Raw genomic sequence first — 22,954 nt, 5'->3', positions numbered from 1 at the left:
TCCAACGGCGCCGTTCGATGCCTCATTCCCAGCGAAGGCCGGCCAGGATTCGATCGAGGTCGAAATGCTCGGTGAAATTTTCACCGGCGAATTGTGATGCCGGAAAGCCAGTGACAGTGCTCTGACCTGCGGAAATACCGCGATGTCAGTCGCTGACCGTGTCTGATCATGCCCGGAGCGTGGGTATACAAGGTCGGCTGGGTGGACTCCACTGACAGTGCGACGACCACGGAGGTCGCCGCGTCGAGGGCTGAGGAGCTCACATGAACAGTGATCTGTTCCAGCCGCCCGTGAGGCTCGGGAGGCGTACGACGAAGTTGAAGGCCGCGGTCTGCGGTCTGGCCCTGGTCGCCGGAGTTTCGATGCCGATGGCATTGACCTCTTCAGCCGTGGCGACAGCGGCTCCGGCCGGCGCGTTCGGAGCACCGGGTGCGCTCGGCAGCGGAGTACCGGCGGCGAAGGCTGCCAATGCGGCGGCCGCGGCCAAGACGGCGCCGGCCGGTGCGACCAAGCTCGATGGGCAGGTGACTCTGGCGATCGACTTCCAGTACCAGGAGACGGGGTACTGGTGTGGTCCGGCGGCGACCCGGATCGCTTTGTCGGCGAGGATCGCGGCACCCAGCCAGGCGCACCTGGCCGCGGATCTCGGGACGACGACCAACGGTACCGACTGGATCGGCCAGGTCACCCGGGAGCTGAACGCGCACATCGGCGGCGGCTTCTACGAGACCAAGGAGATGCCCAACGACCCGCCGAGCCAGGCGCAGCGCGACCGGCTCTGGTGGGACATCGTCTACGACATCGACCGCAACTACCCGATCGTCGCCAACATCGTTGCCCCCGCCAACAACCACCCGCCGGGCTACCCGAACTACACGATCTGGCACTACTTCACCGTGATCGGCTACAACTCCAACGACATGACCGTCCTGATCGCGGACCCGGCCGGCTTCGGCCCGGCGACGTACTGGCTGACCTTCAACCAGCTCGCCACCCTGATCCCCCCGAAGGGCTACTCCGCCTGACCGCCCCGCCACTCGCGCCCGGTCCGCCGGGCGCGAGTGGTGTCCGGGGTCACTGATGTGAATTTGTGAATGCGGGGCGGGGCGGGCGACAATGGAAGGCGATGACTACCTCCCTTCCGCTTGTTTTTGATGAGCCGCGCCGTGCCAAGAAGCCGCCGCGGCATCTTGCTGACCTCAGTGGGGAGGAGCGTCGTACTGCGGTCGCGGCGCTCGGTGAGCCCGCGTTTCGGGCCAAGCAGTTGTCGAATCACTACTTCGCCCGGCTGACCGACGACCCAGCGGACATGACCGATCTGCCGGCCGCGACCCGGGACAAGCTGGTCGCTGAGCTGATGCCGCCGTTGCTGACCAAGGTTCGCGACATGGAGTGCGACAACGGCACTACGCGCAAGTCGCTGTGGAAGCTGCTGGACGGCTCGCTGGTCGAGTCGGTGCTGATGCGCTACAAGGACCGCACCACGATGTGCGTGTCGTCGCAGGCCGGTTGCGGGATGGCCTGCCCGTTCTGTGCGACCGGCCAGGCCGGCCTGACCCGGAACATGAGCACCGCGGAGATCGTCGAGCAGGTCGTCGACGGCGCCCGCGCGCTGGCTCGCGGCGAGATCGCCGGCGGCCCCGGCCGGGTCAACAACATCGTCTTCATGGGCATGGGCGAGCCGATGGCCAACTACAAGGCCGTGATCGGCGCGGTCCGCCGGTTCACCGAGCCGGCACCGGACGGGCTGGGTATCTCGGCCCGCGGCGTGACCGTGTCGACCGTCGGCCTGGTACCGCGGATCAACCAGCTCTCGACCGAGGGCATCCCCGTCACGCTGGCGCTCTCGCTGCACGCCCCGGACGACGAGCTGCGCGACGAGCTCGTCCCGATCAACAACCGGTGGAAGGTCGACGAGGTCCTCGACGCCGCCTGGGGGTACGCCGAGAAGACCAAGCGCCGCGTCTCGATCGAGTACGCGATGATCCGCGACATCAACGACCACGCCTGGCGCGCTTCGCTGCTCGCGGAGAAGCTCGCCGCCCGCGGCGACTGGGGCTGGGTGCACGTCAACCTGATCCCGCTGAACCCGACGCCGGGCTCCAAGTGGACCGCCTCCGACCCGGCCGACGAGCGTGAGTTCGTCCGTCGCCTGCAGGCCGGTGGCATCCCAACGACGGTTCGCGACACCCGCGGCCAGGAGATCGACGGCGCCTGCGGCCAGCTCGCCGCTGCGAACAAAGACTGATGGAGCCGCTGTTCACTCGCGTCCGCTGGCGCGAGGGCTACGACGTGAGCGACGTCGACGCCTTCATCGAGCGCCTGATGGCAACCGTCGAAGGCCGGTACGTCGAACACCCGGTGACCGCGGATGACATCCGCAACGTGATCTTCACCCCGGTCCGCCTCCGCGAGGGGTACGCCGTCGGAGAGGTCGACGCCTTCCTCGATCAGGCCCTGCAAAGCATGCTGGGCGGGCCGGCCGCGGACCGTCCGGGCGACCGAACCAGCGCCTCGCCCGCCGACCGCCCGGTCGACCGAACCAGCGCCGACCGCCCGGCAGCGTCTCGCCGTCAGCGGGACGCGCCGCGCTTCAGCCCCGTGAAGCTCCGCGAGGGCTACGACATGGCCGAGGTGGACGACTTCGTCGACCGGGTGATGGCGACGGTGAACGGGCTGCCCGTCGATCGCCCCGTCACCTCCAGCGAGGTCCGCACGATCCAGTTTTCGTCGGTGCGCATCCGCGAGGGCTATGACGTCATGGAGGTCGACCTCTTCCTCGAAGAGGCCGAAGGCTGGCTCAACGGCTTCGGCGGCTAGCAGGGTCCGGACTGCTCGCCCGCGCGCAGATGGCATGATCGAGCGGTGAAGATCCTCTCGATCCAGTCCGCTGTCGCCTACGGCCACGTGGGCAATTCGGCAGCCGTCTTTCCGCTCCAGCGCATCGGTGTGGAGGTGCTGCCGGTGTACACGGTGAACTTCTCGAACCACACCGGGTACGGCGCGTGGCGCGGGCCGTTGATCAGCCCGGACGACGTGCGAGAGGTCCTCCTGGGCATCGAGGAGCGTGGAGTCCTTCCGCAGATCGACGTGGTCCTCTCGGGCTATCAGGGCGGTGAGGGGATCGCCGACGTCATCCTCGAGACGGTGAAGCGGGTGAAGGCGGCGAATCCCGCGGCGGTGTACTCCTGCGACCCGGTGATGGGGAACGCGAAGTCCGGGTGCTTCGTCGCTCCGGCCATCCCGGTGCTGCTGCGCGATCGGGTGGTTCCGGACGCCGACATCATCACGCCCAACCAGTTCGAGCTGGGCTTCCTGACCGGTACCGAGCCTGACACCCTCGAGTCCACGCTGGCCTCGGTGGAGCTCGTGCGCGCGACCGGACCGCGGACGGTGCTCGTCACCAGCGTCGAGCGCCCCGACCGCGAGGACGGCACGATCGAGATGCTGGCCGTCGACGACAGCGGCGCGTGGCTCGTGCAGACGCCATACATCCCGATGAAGGCGAACGGCTCGGGCGACGTGACGGCCGCGCTCTTCACGGCGCACTACCGCCGCACGGGTGATCTCGCGGAGGCTCTCGCCCGGACGACCTCGAGCGTCTTCGACCTGCTCTCGCGCACGCACGAGTCGGGAGAGCGCGAGCTGCAGCTCGTCGAGTCACAGGACGCGTACGCCCACCCGCGGATGCAGTTCACGCCGTCCCGCGTCGCCTGACTAGCTCACCAGTCCGGCGGCCTCTTCGACGGTGTCGACCAGGCGGATCGACGAGGCCATCGGACGGGCCGCGGAGAGGCTCTCGAGCAGGGGCCAGACGGGCACCTCCTGAGACCAGTAGTCGACGCCCACCAGGATCATCGGGATCTGGGTGGCCGCGTCGCCGTAGTAGTTCGGGGTGACGGCCTGGAAGATCTCCTGGACCGTGCCGGCCGCGCCGGGGAGGTAGATGATGCCGCCCCGGGCCCGGCTGAGCAGGACGTCCTCGCGCAGGGCGTTGGAGAAGTACTTCGCGATCGAGGTCGCGAAAACGTTAGGCGGCTCGTGGCCGTAGAACCAGGTCGGGATGGAGACGCCACCATGGCCGGGGAAGTCACGGCGTACTGCCAGGCCCGTGGCGGCCCAGTCGGCGATCGACGGGCGGAAGGTCGGTGCGGCCGCGAGGGCTGAAAGAGCTGCTCCGACCGCTGCGTCGTCGTACGACGCCAGGCTGGCGCCGAGGTTCGCAGCCTCCATCGCACCCGGTCCACCGCCGGTGGCGACGGTCAGCCCGGCCCGGGCCAGACTGCGGCCGAGCAGGACAGCAGACCGGTACGCCGGTGCGGTGCGCTCGATCCCATGGCCGCCCATCACCCCGATCCACGGCCTGTCCTCCGGCAGCTCGTGGAGCGCATCGGCGATCGAGTGGTCGTGCAGCGCGGCCGCCAGCGTGCGACTCGTGTCGCCTTTCTCGTCGTGCTGCCGCGACCAGGCGTAGATCTGCGCATCCGGAGTCGCCTCGTAGCCCGCCGACAACCCCGAGTAGAGCTCGTCGGCGGCGTACAGGCCACCGCGGTACGGGTCGAAGGGCAGCGCCGGGATGGTGGGGAAGAGCAGCCCGCCGCCGTCGCGGATCCAGGTCGCCGCGGTTTCCTCCAGCACGCAACCGAGGAACAGCGAGCCCGCCGGCATCAGCCTAAGCAGCACCGAGGTCCGCCCGGTGAGGTCCACCGACTGCACCCGCCAGCCGCGCATCGACGAGGCTCCGGCAGCGATCACCTGGTCGAAATGCCGCAGAGATTCGATGTCCAGGTGCGGGATGCTCGGGGTCGTCACGAGGAGCCACCCTAAGTCACCACCGGTCCGCAAGAGAGAAGAACTATCAGGAAAGGACCGTCATGAGGTATTGCTAAGACATGACACATGCGGAGCTGTGGGAGCGTCACAAGGCCGTCATGCCGGACTGGCTCGCGTTGTACTACGAGCAGCCGATCGAGATCGTCAAGGGCACCGGCCGCCGGGTGACCGACGGCGAGGGCAAGGAGTACCTGGACTTCTTCGCCGGCATCCTGACCAACGCGATCGGCTATGACATCGCGGAGATCTCCGACGCGGTCCGCGAGCAGCTGGCCACCGGTATCGCGCACACCTCGACGGTCTACCTGATCCGCCGGCAGATCGAGCTGGCCGAGAAGATCGCCGAGCTGTCCGGGATCCCCGACGCGAAGGTCTTCTTCACCAACTCCGGCACGGAGGCGAACGAGGCGGCGATGCTGTTCGCCACCCAGAAGCGCCGCTCCAACCAGGTGCTCGCGATGCGCAACTCGTACCACGGTCGCGGCTTCGGCACGGTCGCCATCACCGGCAACCGCGGCTGGTCGGCCAGCAGCCTGTCGCCGGTGAACGTGCAGTACGTGCAAGGTGCCTACCGCTACCGCAGCCCGTTCAAGGACCTCCCGGACGCGGAGTACATCAAGGTCTGCGTCGAAGACCTCCGCAACGTCATCGACACCGGTACTGCGGGCGACGTCGCCTGCATGATCGTCGAGCCGATCCAGGGCGTCGGCGGCTTCTCGTCACCCCCCGACGGCCTGTACGCCGCATTCAAGGAGGTGCTCGACGAGTACGGGATCCTCTTCATCTCCGATGAGGTCCAGACCGGGTGGGGGCGCACCGGCGACCACTTCTGGGGCATCCAGGCGCACGACGTCGTACCGGACGCGATGACGTTCGCCAAGGGGCTCGGCAACGGGTTCGCGATCGGCGGCGTGGTCGCCAGGCCCGAGCTGATGGACAGCCTGAGCGCGAACTCGCTGTCCACCTTCGGCGGCAACCCGATCTCGACCAGCGCGGCGAAGGCGACCATCGACTACCTGGTCGACCACGACCTGCAGGCCAACGCGGCCAAGCGGGGCGCCCAGCTGCTGGACGGCCTGCGCGGGATCTCGGAGGAGTTCCCCGAGCTCGGCGACGTCCGCGGCAAGGGCCTGATGCTCGCCGCCGAGCTGATCAACCCCGATGACGGCAAGCCGGACGCCGCGACCACGGTCAAACTCCAGCAGGAGACCAAGGACCGCGGCCTGCTGATCGGCAAGGGCGGCCTCTACGGCAATGTCCTGCGGATGGCCCCACCGATGACCCTGACCGAAGAGGAAACCACCGAAGCCCTCGAGATCATCCGCGACTCCTTCAACACCTTGCGCTGACGCCGAGCACTGCGGGCCCCTGCCGGACGCCGGCGGGGGCCCGCAGCGGTGGCTAGCGAACGGTGAGGCTGTACTTCGTGGTGCCGGTCTTGCCGTCGGCGGAGCGCGCGGTGACTGTGATGACGTGCGTGCCGCGTGGGGTCTGGAAGTTGGTGAAGAACCAGACGTTGCTGCTGCCGTTCTGGGCGATGGATTGCGGGTTGAAGAAGACCTGGGTGCCGGCAGGAACACCGGAGGCGGTCAGGGTCAGGTTGCCTGTACCACCGGAGGCCTTCACCGTCGTCTGAGCGAGCTGACCTTGAGCAACAGTCCCACTGGACGGCGTTGCGGTGACCTGTACGTCGCCAGTCGGCGGCTGGTCGCCTTCGACGGTCAGGGTGACGTTGGCGGTGGCGGTCTTGCCGGCCGCGTTCGTCGCCGTGACCGTGACGGTGTGGTTGCCGGCCGGAGTACCGGTGCCGGCCTCAAACGTCAGCTTGGCGGTCGACCCGGAGCTGACCGACTCCGGCTGGAAGGTGGCCTTGGCGCCGGTGGGCAGTCCGGAGGCGGACAACGTCAGGTTCTCGGCGCCGCCCGAGCCCGCGGTGCTGGTCACCGTCGTCGAGATGTACTTGCCAGGGGCAACCTTCACCGAGGACGGGGAGACCGCGACGCCGAAGTCACCGGTCGGGGGCTGGTCGCCGATCTGCTGCTTGACCCAGTCGCCCATGTCGTTGGTGAGCCGGCCGTAGACGCTGTACCACTTGAAGTCCGAGCGGCTCCAGGAGGCGACGCCGATCACCTTGCCCTGGACGATCAGCGGGCCGCCGCTGTCACCGGGCAGGATGGTGATCCGCCCGTCGGAGTACCCGGCGCAGACCATCGTCGCGGCCTTGAAGCCGGCACCGACACCCGTACAGACCTGCGAGCCGTCAACGATCGGCAGCGACGCCTTGTCGAGCGTCACGTCGCGGGCGGTGTCGTTGAAGTCCTTCTTGCCGTAGCCAAACCCGAGCCCTGTACCGCCTGGCCGTTCGAGACCGGCGTCGGCGGAGGTGGCAACAGCGGGGTACTTGCCGCCGGGGACCGGGATGTCCGTGGCAGTGGTGACCACCGCGACGTCGTACCCCTGGTCGAAGTTCACGTACTTCGGGTGTTTCTTGTAGTCGGTCACGGCGAGCCGGGTGCCGCCGCTGGCGTTGAGGTCGTCCAGGCCGTAGAGGAAGCTCTTCTCGCCCGCCGCGTCGGCGCAGTGGGCGGCGATCAGGATCTTGCGCGGCGCGATCGCAGTACCGGTGCAGGACTGGCCCTGCGGCCGGGAGCCGCCGGCACGCAGTCCGGCGATGATGGCGGGGAACTCGCTGACGGTCGCGTCCTGACCGCCGTAGAAGCTTGCACCCGGCGTACCGGACTGCACCGGCACCGTGTCGGCCTCGTAGTTGGCGGCCGTCGGTGCGAAGTTCAGTGACCAGCCGTCGAGAGTGCCGGTGTCGAAGCGGTAGACATCCTTGACCTGCAGCTTCCAGGTGCCGTTGCGCGTCTCACCGGAGGTGTTGGCAGTGAAGGTCTGGTGCAGGCCGTCTGGTGAGCCGACGCCACCAGGGCGGCGGAGGTTGATTACCGCACCGGACGGACCGACCAGGTCGACCTGGAGGTCACCGGTGTAGCTGTGGTTGATGTCGACCCTCACAGTCGTGGTCGACGTACCGTTGCCGTCGCAGCCGGTGATGGTGGTCGAGGTGGAGACCGCCGCGCCCGCATCCGGGATCGCCGCGTCCTCGGTGCTCGCGCCGCCGGCACAGGTTGGTGGCACTGGGTCGCCGATGAAGCCGGTGTAGAGCAGCTTGTTCGGTGATCCGGTGCCCGCGTTCTTCACCACGCCTGCGCTGGCGTTGCCGGTCAGTGCCGAGGCTACGGCGGCCGGAGTGGCGGTCGGGTTGCCCGCCAGGTAGAGCGCGACGGCTCCCGAGACATGGGGAGTCGCCATCGACGTACCGTTGAGGCTGTTGGTACCGCCGTTGTTCCAGGTCGAAGTGACGCCGGAGCCGGGTGCGAACAGGTCCAGGCACGAGCCGATGTTGGAGAAGCTCGACCGGTTGTCCTGGTTGTCGGTGGACCCGACGGTGATCGCCTCCGGCGTCCGCGCCGGGGTCGTGTTGCAGGCGTTCGCACCGTTGTTGTTGCCCGCGGCAAGCGAGAAGGTGACGCCCGTCGCGATGGCGCGCTTGACTGCGTCGTCCACGGAAGTGTTCGCCTCGCCACCGAGGCTCATGTTGGCGACCGCCGGCTTCTTGGCGTTCTTGGCGACCCAGTCGATGCCGCCGATGACCTGGGACCACTCACCGTTGCCCTGGCAGTCCAGGACCCGTACGCCGACCAGCGCGACGCCCTTGGCGACGCCGTACGTCGTACTGCCCACGGTGCCGGCCACATGGGTGCCGTGTCCGTTGCAGTCGTTGGCCACCGCGTCGTTGTCGATGAAGTCGTAGCCGTCGGTCGCCCGGCCGCCGAAGTCGGAGTGCGTCTTGTAGATACCGGTGTCGACGATGTACGCCGTGACGCCGGCTGCCTTGGTCGCGTAGGTGTAGCCCTGGTCGAGTGGCAGCTTCGCCTGGTCGATCCGGTCGAGTCCCCAGGTCGGGTTGGCCTGCCGGTCGCTGGCCCGGGCGATGCCGTCCTGCTCGACGTAGCTGACCTCTGGGTCTGCTGCCAGCCTCAGTGCTTCGGCCTCAGTCAGGGAGGCGGAAAAGCCGCGCAGTGCGGTGGTATAGGTGAGCTTGACCTTGCCGCCGTACCTCGTGGCCAGGTTGGAGGCGGTGGACCTGGCGCCCTCCTTCAGCACGACGATGTAGCTGCCCGGAATGGTGCCTGGGGCACCGGCGCTCCGGATCGTCGGCTTCGGCGCCGGTGGGGAGAGGGCCTCGGCAGGTGGGCCCAGTAATGCGAGCCCGAGGCACGCAACGGCGCCGAGGGCCGGTATCCGTAGGAGTTTCATCAGATCTCCGTTCGATCCGCAACCACCCAGGGCGGGAAAGGGGGCGGGTGGCAGGTCCGATCACTGTCGTGGCGGGACGTGACCGGAACAATCCGGGCATGGCTAGGTAGGGGTACGTGACTATTCGTGCGCGGACACACGGAAACGGGTTTCCCAACCGCTGCCGCCGACGTAGGCTCGCCCCCACATCCACGGGAGCGCAGATGGCTGCAGAACCGATCGATCGGCTCGCCCGGACCAGTTCGCCAGTACTGGTCGGCCGCGCCGATGAGCTGCGCCTGCTGGCCGCTATGGCCGGTGGGCAGGGCGTCGCCTTGGTCGAGGGCGAGGCGGGGATCGGCAAGAGCCGCCTGGTCAGCGAACTACTACGCGAGCCAGGAGTGAGCGACAAGCACGTCATGGTCGGCTACTGCCAGCCCTTGCGGGAGCCGTTCCCGTACGGCGCGGTCGTCGAAGCGCTCCGAAGCTACCCACGCCACCCCGGTACTCCGCTCGGCCCGCTCACCTCGGTACTGCGCCCCCTCCTCCCGGAGCTCGCGGACAGGTTCCCCGACGCCCACTGGCCTGCTGCCGACCCCGCAACGGAACGGCACCAGGTGTTCCGTGCCATCCGTGAGTTCCTGGCGGCCGCGGGGCCTGCGTTCCTGGTGGTGGAGGACCTCCACTGGGCGGATGACGGTTCTCGTCAGTTGCTGCGATTCCTGATGACGGACCCGCCGGACAACCTGTCGATCCTGGTCACCTACCGGCGTGAGGATCTGACCTCGGGGCCGCCACTCGGAGCGGCGTACCGGCCGCCAGTGGGGTTGCCGAGTGCCGTGATCAGCCTGCAGCCGCTGGATCTGGCCGGCGTCCGGTCCCTGTCGGCGGGGATCCTGGGTGTGGATGCGATCGGGGCTGACCTGGCGGCGCTGCTGTACGAGCGGACGGCCGGCATCCCCGCAGTGATCGAGGAGGCAGTCCGGACTCTGCCGCATCCGGTAGACGGGAGCACAGCGCGGCGGGCGCTTGAGCACGCCGAAGTACCGGCTCTGCTGCGGGATGCGATGACCGAGCGACTCTCTAGCCTGCAAGATGAGGCTCGGGAGGTCAGCTACGCCACGGCGGCTCTCGGGATCCCGGCAGCGAGCGAGCTGCTCGCCCGGGTGACTGACCTGCCAGAGGAGGCCGTCGGCTCAGCACTGACGTCCGCGCTGGCGGCCGGAGTACTGCGGGACTCGGGTGACGGCCGCTACGACTTCCGCCACGCACTGGGACGGCAGGCGGTCTACGACAGCTTGCCCGGGCCGCACCGACAGGCACTGCACAGACGGATCGCCGACACTCTCGCTGAGAGCACACCGCAGCCGCTACTGCAGTTGGCTGAGCACAGTCGGCTGGCCGGCCGTACGCAGGACTGGCAGCGCTATGGAGAAGCAGCAGCTGACCGGGCGACTGAGCTAGGCGATGCCTCGACGGCGACTCGACTACTGCAGCGTTTGCTGGCAGAACCGGATCAGGGCGCGGAAGCTGTCGACAGGCTCGCCTCGAAGCTCGGCACAGTGGCTTACACCGGCCTGGATCAGCAGGACCCGATGGACACGTTGCAACGCCTATTGCGGGACCAGCGGTTGTCGCCAGCGATCCGGGGCGAGGTGCGGCTCTACGCCGGTTTGATGATGGTGCGGGCCGCCAAGGGCATCGACGCGGGCCGTAGTGAGATCGAGAGAGCTATTCCTGATCTTCGCGGCCGGCCGGACCTGGAGGCCAAAGCGGTGTCCGTGCTGGCTCAGTGCTGGCTAGGGGCGGCTTCGCTCGACGAGAACAGCCGTTGGGCTGAGCGTGCGGAGCAATTCCTCCGCAGCGCGACCGATCCAGTGGAGATCGCTTCCTTGCAGGCCAACCTGCTGGCGACCCGACTGCATGCGGGCGACCCCGCTGTCCTGCCGGAGATCGCAAAGCTCCTACCGACCGGTGCATCCGGAGCGGAGCAACGGCAGCTCGCCCGAGTTCACTGCAACCTCGCCGACGCCTGCATGTCCATCGGCCACTACGGCAAGGCGGCGGAGTTCCTGCGGAGCGGACTGCAGCTCGCGACCGATTGCGGCGCACCCTTCGTCGTCAGTACTGCGCGCGCGACCGGGGTGAGAGTGGATTGGTTCACCGGCGAGTGGGCAGGGCTGGACGAGCGGGCCGGCCAGCTCCTGGACGAGTACCGTGACCTGTTCCCGCTCACCAGCGAGCTGTCGTTGGTGCTGGCCTCCCTGGCGGTCGCTCGCGGGGAGTGGACCGAGGCGGGCGCCTACCTGGCCGCGACCGGGATCCAGGAGCCTACGGAGGCGATAGCCCAGATAGCCCTGGGCGGCTTCGGACTGCTCGGCTGGATGCAGTTGGCCCGCGGTGAGCTCAGCGCGGCGGTCACGTCGGTGAATCGCGGTCTGGACTTGCTGCGGCGCAAGCAGGTGTGGTCCTGGGCAGGCGAGCTGACTCCGGCTGCCGTCGCCGTACTGCTTGCGGATGGACGCGACGACGAAGTACGGAAGTTGCTGGGGGAGCTGGACGACTGCACTGCTGGGCTGGGGGCGCCGCTGGCACGGGTTGCGCTGCAGTGCGGCCGGGCGCAGCTGGCCGAGAGCGACGGTGACCACCGGCTGGCTGCGGAGCTCTATAGGGAGGTAGAGCTTCAGTACGAGGCCCTCCCTGCGCCGTACTTCGCTGCGCTGGTGGCCGAGCGCGCTGTGCACTGCAGGCTTGCACTCCGGGAACCCGATGCTGCAGAAGCGTTCGCCGCGCTGGCGGAGACTTTTGACCTTCTCGGCGCCTCCAGAGACGCGGCCCGCTGCCGCCACGAGTTGCGCAGCCACGGAGTCGCTGCGCCATCACGCAGGGGCCGCCGCGGCTACGGCGCCGAGCTGTCTCCCAGGGAACAGGAAGTCGCGCGACTGCTCGGCCGCGGCCACACCAACCGGGAAATCGCCGATGTGCTCTTCCTTTCGCCGCGCACGGTCGAGCAACATGTCGCCAAAGTCCTTCGCAAACTCCACGCCACCTCCCGCGCCGACCTGCTGAAGGCGAACCGATGAACGATTACTGGGCCTGAGCGTGGTCGGCGAGGACTTGCTCGATCACGTGCTGGTTGGTGGCCGCGTTGGAGGCGTCGGAGTCGATGACGTCGGCCAGCACGATCAGTGCTTTCCACAGCGCCCAGCCGCGAGCCCTCGCCCAGGTCCCCGCGTCCTGCTCGACCGTACGGCGAAACACCTCGCGGCTGTCACCGGCGAACATCGTCCACGCGATCACCAGATCGCAGGCCGGGTCGCCGACACCCGAAGTACCGAAGTCGATCACTGCCGAAAGCTTGCCATCAGCAACTAATAGGTTGCCATGAGCGATGTCTCCGTGGAACCAGGTCGGAGGCCCGTCCCAGGAGGACGCCAGAGCAGCGTCCCAGACAGCGGTAGCGCCGGCAGTGTCGACTCGGCCCTCCAGCGCAACCAGCGCACGGCGGGTCTCCTCGTCGTAGTGCGCAGGCGGCGCACCCCGATAGAAGCTGTGCGCGGCGGCCATGGGCCCGCCCGTCGCGTCGCAACGCTGCAATGCTCGGATGAACTCGGCCACGGAGGTCGCGAACCCCGGCAGGTCGTCAAGGCGGTCGACCTGAGCTGTCGCGCCATCCAGCCAACGCCGTACCGACCAGTTGAAGGCGTACCCCTCCCCAGGAGCACCCTTGCCCAGCACCTCCGGTACTGCGACCGGCAGGTGCGGCGCGAGTCGCGGCAGCCACTCGTTCTCCTTGTCCACGGCAGGCGCGTACGCCGGAGCCGTAGGCAACCGCACCGTCATCGACTCACCCAGCCGATAGGTCCGGTTGTCCCACCCATCCACCTTGACCGGCGAGACCGAAAGCTCACTCCACTGCGGAAACTGCGCCTTCACCAGCCGCTGCACCAGCCCCGCATCAATCCCAGCACGCCCATCGGAAACCATCCCGGAAGTCTCCGACCCGGCTCACCACCCTCGCAACCCATTTTCCGGACGGGCCCGCTCAGAGCGCGCGGAAGGACAAGCAGAAAGGCCTGTACTGCGAGTTCGCAGTACAGGCCTTTCTGGTGATCGGTCAGGCGGCGGTGCTCTCCTCTATCTGGACGGGAGGCGCCGTGGTCTTGCGGGACCGGCGGGAGCGGCCTTCGAGGTACTTGGCCAGCATCGACAACAGAGAGCACAGGCCGATGTAGATGACCGCGACCACGAAGTACGTCGGGATGTAGGGGAAGCCGAACTCGAGCCGGCCGCCCATCTGCTTGGCCACGTAGAGCAGCTCGTTGTAGGTGATGATGAAGCCGAGCGCGGTGTCCTTCAGCAACACCACCAACTGGCTGACGATGGCCGGCAGCATCGAGCGGATCGCCTGCGGGAGCAGGACCAGCCGGACGACCTGGTTCTTCCGCAGCCCGGTCGCGTACGCCGCCTCGCGCTGGCCCTTGGGGACGGCGGTGATGCCGGCCCGGAAGATCTCGGCGAGGACGGAGCCGTTGTAGAGGGTCAGACCGAAGACCACCGCGTGGAACGGGGTCAGGCCGAGCTGGAACTCCAGGCTGCCGTAGTAGAAGAAGAACATCAGGATCAGCAGCGGGATCGCCCGGAACAGCTCGACCACGAGCGTCGCCGGCATCCGGACCCATTTGTGGTCGCTGATCCGCCCGGCCGCGAAGACCGCACCGAAGAGCATCGCCAGCACGGTGGCGAGGCCCGCTGCCCGCAGCGTGTTCACCAGACCGGTGAGCAGTTCACGCTGGATCGCGGCGTACTGGAACTGCGCCCAGCGCCGGCCCTGGAACTGTCCGTTGTCGTTGAGCCGCAGAACCACCCAGGTGATCACACCCGCCACTGCGAGCAGCACGATGACGTTCAGGATCCGGTTGCGGGCCTTCGCCCGCGGGCCGGGTACGTCGTACAGGACCGCACTCATCAGGCCACCGCCGTCCGTCGCTCGGCCCACCGCTGCAGGAAGACCAGGGGGATGATCAGGATCAGGAAGCCGATGGTGATCCAGACCAGCGTGAGCATCTGGTTCTGGCCGCGCTCGGCCATCGCCGCCGGGATGGCGCCCGCCTCGAGGACGGAGAAGCCGGCCGCGATGGTGGTGTTCTTCAGCAACGCGATCAGGATGCTCGTCATCGGCGGCACGATCGCCCGGTACGCCTGCGGCAGCACGACGATGGTCAGCACCTGGACGAACGTCATACCGACCGAGCGGGCAGCCTCGGCCTGGCCTGGCGAGATCGTGTTGATGCCGGACCGGACCACCTCGCAGACGAACGCGGAGGTGTAGAGCGTCAGTGACGCCACCGCGGCCCAGAAGAAGGTCGGCAGGCTGAGCTGCATCTTGGCGGCACCGAAGAACAGGAACGAGAACACCAGCGTCAGCGGAGTGTTCCGCACGATGTTCACATAGCCGGTGCCGATCCCGCGCAGCGCGGTCACCGGCGAGACGCGGAACGCGGCCAGGACGGTGCCGAGAACCAGGCTCAGCACTCCGGAGACGAGGAACAACCTGAGAGTCGTCCAGAACCCTTCCCGGAACAGTTCCCAGTTGTCGGTGAGGACCGAGAGCATCGTGACCTTCCAGAAAATGCGGCTACGGCGACCCGGGCGAACCCGGGTCGCCGCAGCCGGAGTGGATCAGTACTTCTCGAGCGTGGGCGGAGTGCCGGGCGAGCCGGACTTGCCCAGGGTTCCGTCGTACAGGGTCTTCCAGGTGCCGTCGGTGAAGGAGGTCTCCAGGCCGGCGTTCACCTTGTCACGCAGGGGCTTGTCGGCCAGCGGGAGGCCGATGCCGTACTTCTCGGTGCTGAACGGCTTGCCGACGACCCGCAGGTCCTCGGGTGCGTTGGCGGCGTAGCCCTTGAGGATNGCGTCGTCGGTGGTGACGGCGTCGGTCTTGTTGTCGAGCAGCTGGGAGACGCACTCGGAGTAGGTCTTGAACTCCGAGATGTTGCTCGCCTCGGTCAGGTTCTCGTCCTTGACCCGCTGGATCGGGGTCGAGCCGGTCGCGGAGCAGACCTTCTTGCCCTTCAGCGCGGTCTTGCCGCCGTCCATCGAGGTGTCGGCCTTGCGGACCAGCAGGTCCTGGCCGGCGACGAAGTACGGGCCGGCGAAGCCGACGAGCTTCTTGCGCTTGTCGGTGATCGAGTAGGTGCCGACGTAGTAGTCGATCTCACCACCGGCGATCGCTGTCTCGCGGTTCGCGGACGGGATCTCCTTGTACTCGATCTTCTCCGGGTCCAGGCCGAGCTGGGCCGANACCATCCGGGCGATCTCGATGTCGAAGCCGCAGCGCTTGCCGTTGGCGTCCTTGTAGCCCAGGTTCGGCTGGTCCGCCTTGACCCCGACGACCGCGTTACCGCGGGCCTTGATCTTGGTGAAGGTCGCGCTGCCGGCTACGTCACCGGCTGCGGCGGGGGTGAACTTGTGCAGCTCACCACAGCCACCGGTCGTGCTGCCCGGGCTGCCGCTGCCGGTCGGCGTGTCTTCCTTGCCACAGGCACCGACGGTCAGCGCCAGCGCCGCGACGCCGACAGTGGCGACGAGGTTGCGCATTCTCATTGGGGATCCCCTTCGTGTGTTTTTACTGCTGTTGCGGCAGGCCCAGGGGCCCGCCGGGCGTCTCTCAGTGCTTGAGGATCTTCCCGAGGAAGTCCTGCGCACGGCGTGAGGTCGGGTTGGTGAAGAAGGTTTCGGGGGTCGCCTCTTCGACGATCTCGCCGTCGGCCATGAACACGACCCGGTTGGCGGCACTGCGGGCGAAGCCCATCTCGTGCGTGACCACGACCATCGTCATGTTCTGCCTGGCCAGGTCGATCATCACCTCGAGGACCTCCTGGATCATCTCCGGGTCGAGCGCCGAGGTCGGCTCGTCGAACAGGAGGACCTTGGGATCCATCGCCAGCGCCCGCGCGATCGCGACCCGCTGCTGCTGGCCGCCGGACAACTGGGCGGGGTACTTCGACGCCTGGTTGGCGACGCCGACCCGCTCGAGCAGTTCCATCGCGCGCTTCTCGGCCGTCTTGGCGTCGGTCTTGCGGACCTTCAGCGGGCCGAGGGTGACGTTCTGCAGGATCGTCTTGTGCGCGAACAGGTTGAACGACTGGAACACCATGCCGACGTCGGCGCGCAGGTGGGCCAGCGCCTTGCCCTCGTTCGGCAGCGGCTGACCGTCCAGCGTGATGGTGCCGGAGTCGATCGGCTCCAGCCGGTTGATCGCGCGGCACAGCGTGGACTTGCCGCCACCGGACGGACCGATCACCACCACGACCTCGCCGCGGTTGATGGACAGGTTGATGTCCTTCAGGACATGCAGGTCACCGAAATGCTTGTTCACACCTGTCAGGGCGACAAGACCTGTGGTCGTCACGGTATCGACGGCGGAGGAATCGCTCATGGCGAGAACCTAGCGGAGGCTGGGGGTGACTGCACGGATCCCCGGTTCCACGGTGGTAACGATCTGCTATCTCGCGGCGCAGGCCGTGACCGTGCGGTCACAGCCTGCTCGAAGCTGGACGTTAGTGTCCGGAACGGCCTGTTCCGCAACAACCACCTGCAGCCAGAGCGGCCGCCGCCGGGGGAGCCTTGACGGCTGCCTCCACGTCGGCGAGCATGCGGGCCCTCGCGGCGGGGGAGATGATCCGTCCGCGGGTGACTACGGTGTGGATTCGCCGGGTGTTCCGGATGTCCTGCAGCGGGTCGCCGTCCAGTACTACGAAGTCGGCGATCTTGCGCGACTCCACCGAGCCGAGGTCGGCGCTCATCCCGAGGAACCGGGCCGGCTCGACCGTGGCGGAGTACAGGGCCTGCTGGGTGGTGGCGCCGGCCTTGACGAGTAGTTCGAGCTCGTCGTGCAGGGCGAATCCGGGGACCATGTACGGCGTACCGGTGTCGGTTCCGGCGAGGACGGGGACGCCGTGGGCGAAGAGTTCGCGGACGAAGCGCTGCCGGTACTCCCACATCTGCCGCTGGCGGGAGATTTCCTCGGCGTTCCGGTTGGCCTTGTAGAGGTTCTCGATCCCGTACTCGTAGCCGCCGATCGTGTCGGCGCTGAGATACTTCTGCGTCGCCGGGTCCGGCGCTGTGTAGTCGGGCATGTCGAGCACGTTGTGCATGGTCAGCGTCGGGGTCACGCGGGTCCGGTTGCGCCGCAGCGTGCCGAAGACGGCGGCCGCGCGAGACCGGCTGAAGCTGTTCGCCGCGATCCACTCGATCGGGTGCAGCTGCCGGAACCACCCGTTGTAGTCACCAGTCCGGACCGAGATGGCCTGCAGCATCCGGCGTACTTCGCTCTCGCGGCTCGATACCGCCAGCGCCAGCGCGTGGATGTGCTCGATACTGCGCTGCCCGGCGTTGCTGACCTGCTTGACCGATACCTGGTCCGGCCCATGGCCGTGCACGGTCAGCCCTTGCCGCCGCGCCTCGTCCAGGATCGCCCGGTACGCCGTGGGGCTCAGCCGCGAGTACACCTTGACGAAATCGGCACCCTCCTTCTTCACCTGCCGTACTGCGGCCCGCGCGCTGGCCTCGTCGTTGACGACCAGCACCTGGAGGAGGTTCGGATCCCACAGGGTCGGGTCACCGTCGATGATCTGGCTGCCGACGATCATCCGCGGGCCGAGCAGCGTGCCGGCGTCGATCCGGTCGCGCCAGTCGTAGACCACCGGGTCGGCCGCGGCCATTTCGCGAACTGTGGTCAGCCCGTTGGCCAGGCAGAGCGGCGGCGTCACGTGCTCGTCGCCGATTGTGTGCAGATGCATGTCGGCCAGGCCGGGGATGACGAACTTGCCGGGCAGATTGAGCACGATGGCACCGCGGGGGATCGGCAGGTGGCGGCCGACTCCGATGATCCGGTCGCGGCTGATCAGTACGGTCTGGTGTCGATCGCGCCGGCTGGTCGCGACGTCGATGACCGTGACGTCGGTGAGCGCGGTGAACCCGGTGGTGCCGGCGGCGGGCGGCCGGACCAGGGCGGAGGCGGGTGAGGCGGCGATGGTGCCGCCGGCAACCACAGCGGCGCCGGCGGCGGTACGGGCGAGGAACTGACGACGGGAACTGTTCATGGGTCCTACCATTGTCTGCGCCGGGCCCGCGGTCAGGGGTTGCAGCCGCCCTGTCCCAGGTAGGGATATGTCTACCAAGCGACGTACTCTTAGTGGCTGTTATGCGTACATACGAGGTCCGCACCCACGGGTGCCAGATGAACGTCCACGACTCCGAGCGCCTGCGCGGGCTGCTGGAGGACGCGGGTTATGTCCGTGCGCCCGAGGGCGACCAGGCCGATGTGGTCGTCTTCAACACCTGCGCGGTGCGCGAGAACGCCGACAACAAGCTCTACGGCAACCTCGGCCACCTGGCGCCGGTGAAGGCCAAGAACCCGGGGATGCAGATCGCCGTCGGCGGCTGCCTGGCGCAGAAGGACAAGGCCACCATCACCAAGAAGGCGCCCTGGGTGGACGTCGTCTTCGGCACCCACAACATCGGCGCGCTGCCGGTGCTGCTGGAGCGGGCCCGGATCGCCGAGGAGTCGCAGGTCGAGATCCTCGAGTCGCTCGACGTCTTCCCGTCCACGCTGCCGACCCGCCGCGAGTCGCCGTACTCCGCCTGGGTGTCGGTCAGCGTCGGCTGCAACAACACCTGCACGTTCTGCATCGTCCCGGCGCTGCGCGGTCGCGAGAAGGACCGCCGCCCGGGCGACGTACTCGCCGAGGTCGAGGCGCTCGTCGCCGAGGGCGTGCTCGAGGTGACGCTGCTCGGCCAGAACGTGAACTCGTACGGCGTGGAGTTCGGCGACCGGTACGCGTTCTCCAAGCTGCTCCGCGCGTGCGGCGCGATCGAGGGCCTGGAGCGGGTCCGGTTCACCTCGCCGCACCCGCGCGACTTCACCGCGGACGTGATCGAGGCGATGGCCGAGACGCCGAACGTGATGCCGTCGCTGCACATGCCGTTGCAGTCGGGCTCGGACCAGATCCTCAAGACGATGCGCCGCTCGTACCGCCGCGACCGCTACCTTCGCATCATCTCCGACGTCCGCGCCGCGATGCCGGACGCCGCGATCACGACCGACATCATCGTCGGCTTTCCCGGCGAGACCGAGGAAGACTTCCAGGGCACCCTCGACGTCGTCCGCGAGGCACGCTTCGCCGGCGCCTTCACCTTCCAGTACTCGAAGCGGCCCGGCACGCCGGCCGAGTCGATGGAAGACCAGGTGCCGCGTTCCGTCGTCCAGGAGCGCTACGAGCGACTCGTCGAGTTGCAGGACGAGATGGCCTGGGCCGAGAACAAGGCGGTCGTCGGCCGCTCCGTCGAGGTACTGGTCGCCGAGGGCGAGGGCCGCAAGGACGCCGCCACCCACCGCCTCTCGGGTCGCGCCCGCGACAACCGTCTGGTCCACTTCGCCCTGCCCGAGGGCGTCGAGCGTCCGCGGCCGGGCGACATGGCAACGGTCGAGGTCACCTACGCTGCGCCGCACCACTTGGTCGCCGACGAGTTCGGCTCAGTACGCCGTACGCGCGCCGGCGACGCCTGGGAACGAGCCCAGGATGCGCCTGTCGCAGTTGGAGCACCTGGCGTGATGCTCGGCATGCCGGTCATCGGCAAACCGACCCCCCTAGAACCCGCAACCGGCGGCTGCCAGGTCGGCTGACTTGATACCGGAGGGCGCTGAGCCGTTCGCTTCCGGGCGGGATGCGGACGTCTACTCGATCGACGACGACTAGGTACTCCGCCGCTACCGCAACGGTCATCCGGTGCGCGACGAAGCGGAGTACATGCGCTGGGTGGCGAAGTACGACTACCCGGTGCCCGCGGTCCGTCAGATCGACGGCCCCGACATGGTGATCGAGCGCCTCACCGGCCCGACCGTCGCCGACGCCGCGATCGCCGGTGACCTGTCACCCGCCGGGCTCGGCCTCATGCACGCTGACCTCCATCGTCGCCTGCACGCGATCCCCGCCCCCAGCGGCACCCCCGGCCAGGTCGTCATGCACGGCGACCTCCACCCCGAAAACGTCATCCTGAGCCCCGGCGGCCCAGTCGTCATCGACTGGCGCAACGCGGAGGAAGGCCCGGCGGAGTTCGACATCGCGATGACGGCGATCATCTTCGCCCAGGTAGCCCTCGACCCAGCCTTCGCCACCTTGTCGCCCCTACTCCGCGAAGCCCTCTCCACCTACCTCGCCAACTCCATAGACCCCACCCCAGGCCTGGACTCTGCCGTGGCCACCCGCGCCCGCAACCCAACCCTCACCCCAGCAGAGCTAGCCCTCCTCCCAGCCCAAGCCGCACTGATCCGGTCGCTTGTTGTCCCGACCGACAGGACATAGTCGCCGAATCGTGGGGTTTGGCGGGTAGCTCAGGCGGGCGGAGGGATATACGTAGACGACTACGTCCTGTCGGTCGGGACGAAACTGAGGAACTCCTTCAACGTCAGCGCCCGGTCGACGATCCGCATCTCCCCGATGTTGCCCGCGAAGGACTGCTCGATCTTGCTGGCGTAGTGGTTTGCACCAAGCAGCCAAGCCGCCCCGGTGGTGGCGAGCCCGTTGGAGCGAGTCGACGGATTCCGCAGCAGCTCTGAAGAGTCGACATACAAAGTGGTCCGACGCCCGTCGTTGACCACCGCAAGGTGGAACCAGCGCCCAGCCACCTCCTCGTGACCCCAGTTGGTGAAGGTTTCGTTCTTGTCGAGGGGGTAGACGGCCCACTGGACCTGGCGGCCGCCGGAGAAGCCGAGGTTGACCACCGGCTCAGACGGATCGCTCCCCGTCTTCCCAGCATCAGCGCCAGTGCCCATCCGGCTGAGCAGGCCCTCCCACGAGTGATCCCGCCCGTCATCAGCAAGCTTCACGAAGGCCTCGATGGTGTACCCACCGCGAAAGGTCATCCGATTCAACGGCGCATTGTCAGCCGTCCGCAAATACCCACCGCGAGCCGGATTCTTGCCGCCGGCAAACACCCAGCTCCCATGCCCCGGCTGATCCGCGTGATACTCGCCCGACACCCGAAGGCTGTCGGCCGGCGACCCCGGCAGCAATACCGGCGTCAGGTCGTTACCCCGACCCGAGTGATCCACCACGCGGGAACCCACCGGGCCATCCAGACGCCAGTACGCGACCGTCCCTGGGATCACCAACTCATGAGCCGGGCGGGCAGGCCGCACCGGCTCCGGCGCGAAGCCGGCAAAGCGTTCGGTGAAGTCAAGCGGCACGCTGAAGCGGTTGACCTCGTCCGTGAGTTCGACCTCACCCTCAGCCAACAGCGAACGCCGTGAAGGCTTCTGCGCCAGAATCCACGGGTTGATCGTCTCGACGTCGATCGCGTTGCGGGCCAGGTCGAAGTGGTACAGGCGGATCATCGCGCCGCCGCCGTAGTACCGGTCCTGGTAGTTGGTGATGTGCAGGTGGACGTCATGCCCGGCGGCGTTCTTCCGGATCGTCCGGCCGGATGGCCAGAAGTGGCCGTTGAGCGTCAGGAAGATCTGATCGTTGCCGTCGACAAGCTGTTCCCAGACCCGCTTGCCATGGTCGGAGAACTCCGCGACGCCTTGCCCGTCGTCGGCGCACACGAGCTCGTGGATGGTCAGGATCACCGGCAGCCGCGGGTGCTCCGCGATCACCTTGCGCGCCCACGCGAAGCTCGCGTCCGACGGCCGCCAATCCATTGCCAGCAGCAACCACTGCCGCCCGCCCGCACGGAACACGTGGTACGAGTTGTACCCGTCCGGCGTCGACCCGCCGTACGTGCTCATCCGCCGGAACCGCTGCGGTCCGAAGACCTTCAGGTACGGCGAATCGCCGCGCTGGTCGTCCTTGCTGGAGTCGATGTCGTGGTTGCCCGCGAGCACGCTGTACGGCATCCGTGCCCGGTCCATGATCGCGAAAACCTGGTCGGCCTGCGCGAACTCACTGGCCTGCGCGTTCTCGACCACGTCGCCCAGCTGCGCGGTGAAGACGATGTTGTCCACGCCGCGCTGCTCGATCAGGTACTCGAAGGTCGCGGTCAGCGGCGCGGAGTCCCCCCGATCCAGATCGAACAGGTACTGCGTATCCGGTACGACGGCCAGCGTGAACCGCGGGTTCTCCGGATCAGGTGAGGAAGAGGACGAGGCGGCCGAAGCACTCTGCACCCCAGCGATTCCACTCCCGACGGCAACACCCGCACCCAGGACCCCCGCCTGAAGAACCCGCCGCCTGCTCGTTCCGTCGTACTGCGTGCCCATCGGTGCCTCCGGCCTCGAACCGCCGGGTGCCTCACGCCCCGGCGCATCGACCGCACTCTAGAGCCGAGCCGACCCCCCGACGGTGAACGACAAGAGAACTACTCGAAACCCTGGGCGATCACCGCAGGGATCGAGCCATCGCGCAGGCCGGCCAGGACCCGGGCCTCGTGCGGCACGACGGGATCCGGCAGCTTGTCGAGCGAGAACCAGTCAAGCCCGGCCGCCTTGCCGGGCTCCATCAGCTGGGGCTCGCCGGTCCAGCGGGTGGTGGTGAAGAAGAAGTCGACCCGCTCGTCGATCGGCAGCCCGTTACCGCCGGTCCGATGCATCGCGGTGACCGGGACCAGGTCGGCCGGGTCGATCTCCACGCCGACCTCCTCGCGAACCTCGCGGATCGCCGCCGCCAGCACGGACTCACCCTGCTCGATATGGCCGGCCGGCACGGCCCAGTACCCGTCCATGTAGCCGGTGTTGGCCCTGAGCAACAGCAACACCTCATCGCCACGCCGCAGTGCCACATAAGCAGCCGGAACCACTCGAAACCGATCCATGCCG

At 67.8% G+C, this 22,954-nt stretch carries 18 protein-coding genes; 8 read left to right on the top strand and 10 right to left on the bottom strand.

All coding sequences use genetic code 11. The features are described from left to right. Positions 1 to 263: 263 nt before the first annotated feature. The 4 genes from A3ES_RS0133185 (at position 264) to pdxY (ending at position 3,717) form a co-directional block, all read left to right on the top strand. Positions 264 to 1,025 (top strand): C39 family peptidase, encoded by a 762-nt coding sequence (locus A3ES_RS0133185; RefSeq protein ID WP_020391157.1) that lies wholly within the window; start codon positions 264 to 266, stop codon positions 1,023 to 1,025. 101 nt (positions 1,026 to 1,126) lie between these two features. Further along, positions 1,127 to 2,248, top strand: a complete 1,122-nt coding sequence (gene rlmN / locus A3ES_RS0133180) for a dual-specificity RNA methyltransferase RlmN (RefSeq protein ID WP_020391156.1) — start codon at positions 1,127 to 1,129, stop codon at positions 2,246 to 2,248. After that, positions 2,248 to 2,820 (top strand): DivIVA domain-containing protein, encoded by a 573-nt coding sequence (locus A3ES_RS56830; protein WP_020391155.1) that lies wholly within the window; start codon positions 2,248 to 2,250, stop codon positions 2,818 to 2,820. The genes rlmN and A3ES_RS56830 overlap by 1 nt, the downstream gene beginning before the upstream one ends. Positions 2,821 to 2,865: 45 nt before the next feature. Continuing rightward, complete coding sequence (gene pdxY / locus A3ES_RS0133170; protein ID WP_020391154.1) at positions 2,866 to 3,717, top strand: pyridoxal kinase PdxY; 852 nt, start codon at positions 2,866 to 2,868, stop codon at positions 3,715 to 3,717. Here pdxY and A3ES_RS0133165 read toward each other — a convergent pair whose 3' ends face one another. Further along, positions 3,718 to 4,812, bottom strand: a complete 1,095-nt coding sequence (locus tag A3ES_RS0133165) for an LOG family protein (RefSeq protein ID WP_020391153.1) — start codon at positions 4,810 to 4,812, stop codon at positions 3,718 to 3,720. A gap of 80 nt (positions 4,813 to 4,892) precedes the next feature. Here A3ES_RS0133165 and A3ES_RS0133160 point away from each other — a divergent pair, with 80 nt between their 5' ends. Next, positions 4,893 to 6,182, top strand: coding sequence for an aspartate aminotransferase family protein (locus A3ES_RS0133160; protein WP_020391152.1), 1,290 nt, complete (start codon positions 4,893 to 4,895; stop codon positions 6,180 to 6,182). A gap of 52 nt (positions 6,183 to 6,234) precedes the next feature. Here the strand turns inward: A3ES_RS0133160 and A3ES_RS55690 are convergent, their stop codons facing one another. Further along, on the bottom strand, positions 6,235 to 9,156 hold the full coding sequence (locus A3ES_RS55690) for a S8 family serine peptidase (RefSeq protein WP_020391151.1): 2,922 nt from the start codon (positions 9,154 to 9,156) through the stop codon (positions 6,235 to 6,237). Between the two features lie 203 nt (positions 9,157 to 9,359). Here A3ES_RS55690 and A3ES_RS0133145 point away from each other — a divergent pair, with 203 nt between their 5' ends. Then, on the top strand, positions 9,360 to 12,218 hold the full coding sequence (locus A3ES_RS0133145) for an ATP-binding protein (protein WP_020391150.1): 2,859 nt from the start codon (positions 9,360 to 9,362) through the stop codon (positions 12,216 to 12,218). A 4-nt stretch (positions 12,219 to 12,222) separates the two neighbouring features. Here A3ES_RS0133145 and A3ES_RS0133140 read toward each other — a convergent pair whose 3' ends face one another. The 6 genes from A3ES_RS0133140 to A3ES_RS0133115 all read right to left on the bottom strand — a co-directional run bounded on the left by A3ES_RS0133140 (position 12,223) and on the right by A3ES_RS0133115 (position 18,242). After that, the gene (locus A3ES_RS0133140; protein WP_026163438.1) at positions 12,223 to 13,122 is read right to left on the bottom strand and encodes an aminoglycoside phosphotransferase family protein; all 900 of its coding nucleotides are present in this window, start codon (positions 13,120 to 13,122) and stop codon (positions 12,223 to 12,225) included. A gap of 130 nt (positions 13,123 to 13,252) precedes the next feature. Next, positions 13,253 to 14,104: an amino acid ABC transporter permease gene (locus tag A3ES_RS0133135; protein WP_026163437.1), complete on the bottom strand. Its 852-nt coding sequence runs from the start codon at positions 14,102 to 14,104 to the stop codon at positions 13,253 to 13,255. Next, entirely contained in the window at positions 14,104 to 14,751 is a 648-nt protein-coding gene (locus tag A3ES_RS0133130) for an amino acid ABC transporter permease (RefSeq protein WP_020391147.1), read from the bottom strand. Before A3ES_RS0133130 ends, A3ES_RS0133135 begins: the two co-directional genes overlap by 1 nt. Before the next feature lie 66 nt (positions 14,752 to 14,817). After that, positions 14,818 to 15,735 (bottom strand): transporter substrate-binding domain-containing protein, encoded by a 918-nt coding sequence (locus tag A3ES_RS0133125; RefSeq protein ID WP_020391146.1) that lies wholly within the window; start codon positions 15,733 to 15,735, stop codon positions 14,818 to 14,820. 70 nt (positions 15,736 to 15,805) lie between these two features. Further along, positions 15,806 to 16,576, bottom strand: a complete 771-nt coding sequence (locus tag A3ES_RS0133120; RefSeq protein WP_020391145.1) for an amino acid ABC transporter ATP-binding protein — start codon at positions 16,574 to 16,576, stop codon at positions 15,806 to 15,808. Positions 16,577 to 16,697: 121 nt separating this feature from the next. Beyond that, complete coding sequence (locus A3ES_RS0133115; RefSeq protein ID WP_020391144.1) at positions 16,698 to 18,242, bottom strand: amidohydrolase family protein; 1,545 nt, start codon at positions 18,240 to 18,242, stop codon at positions 16,698 to 16,700. A 101-nt stretch (positions 18,243 to 18,343) separates the two neighbouring features. Here A3ES_RS0133115 and miaB point away from each other — a divergent pair, with 101 nt between their 5' ends. Together miaB and A3ES_RS49265 are read left to right on the top strand one after the other, a co-directional pair. Further along, positions 18,344 to 19,825, top strand: a complete 1,482-nt coding sequence (miaB, locus tag A3ES_RS0133110) for a tRNA (N6-isopentenyl adenosine(37)-C2)-methylthiotransferase MiaB (RefSeq protein WP_051084866.1) — start codon at positions 18,344 to 18,346, stop codon at positions 19,823 to 19,825. 103 nt (positions 19,826 to 19,928) lie between these two features. Further along, positions 19,929 to 20,504 carry a phosphotransferase gene (locus A3ES_RS49265; RefSeq protein WP_020391142.1) on the top strand — a complete coding sequence of 192 codons (576 nt, stop codon included), beginning with the start codon at positions 19,929 to 19,931 and terminating at the stop codon, positions 20,502 to 20,504. Positions 20,505 to 20,563: 59 nt separating this feature from the next. Here A3ES_RS49265 and A3ES_RS0133100 read toward each other — a convergent pair whose 3' ends face one another. Both A3ES_RS0133100 and A3ES_RS0133095 read right to left on the bottom strand, forming a co-directional pair. Next, positions 20,564 to 22,306, bottom strand: coding sequence for a LamG-like jellyroll fold domain-containing protein (locus A3ES_RS0133100; RefSeq protein WP_020391141.1), 1,743 nt, complete (start codon positions 22,304 to 22,306; stop codon positions 20,564 to 20,566). A 191-nt stretch (positions 22,307 to 22,497) separates the two neighbouring features. After that, positions 22,498 to 22,950 (bottom strand): NUDIX hydrolase, encoded by a 453-nt coding sequence (locus A3ES_RS0133095; protein ID WP_026163433.1) that lies wholly within the window; start codon positions 22,948 to 22,950, stop codon positions 22,498 to 22,500. Between the last annotated feature and the right edge of the window lie 4 nt (positions 22,951 to 22,954).

This window comes from Kribbella catacumbae DSM 19601, assembly GCF_000372465.1.
Lineage (GTDB): Bacteria > Actinomycetota > Actinomycetes > Propionibacteriales > Kribbellaceae > Kribbella > Kribbella catacumbae.
Note: the sequence above shows the minus strand (reverse complement) of the source record. Positions and strands in the feature narration are given on the sequence as shown.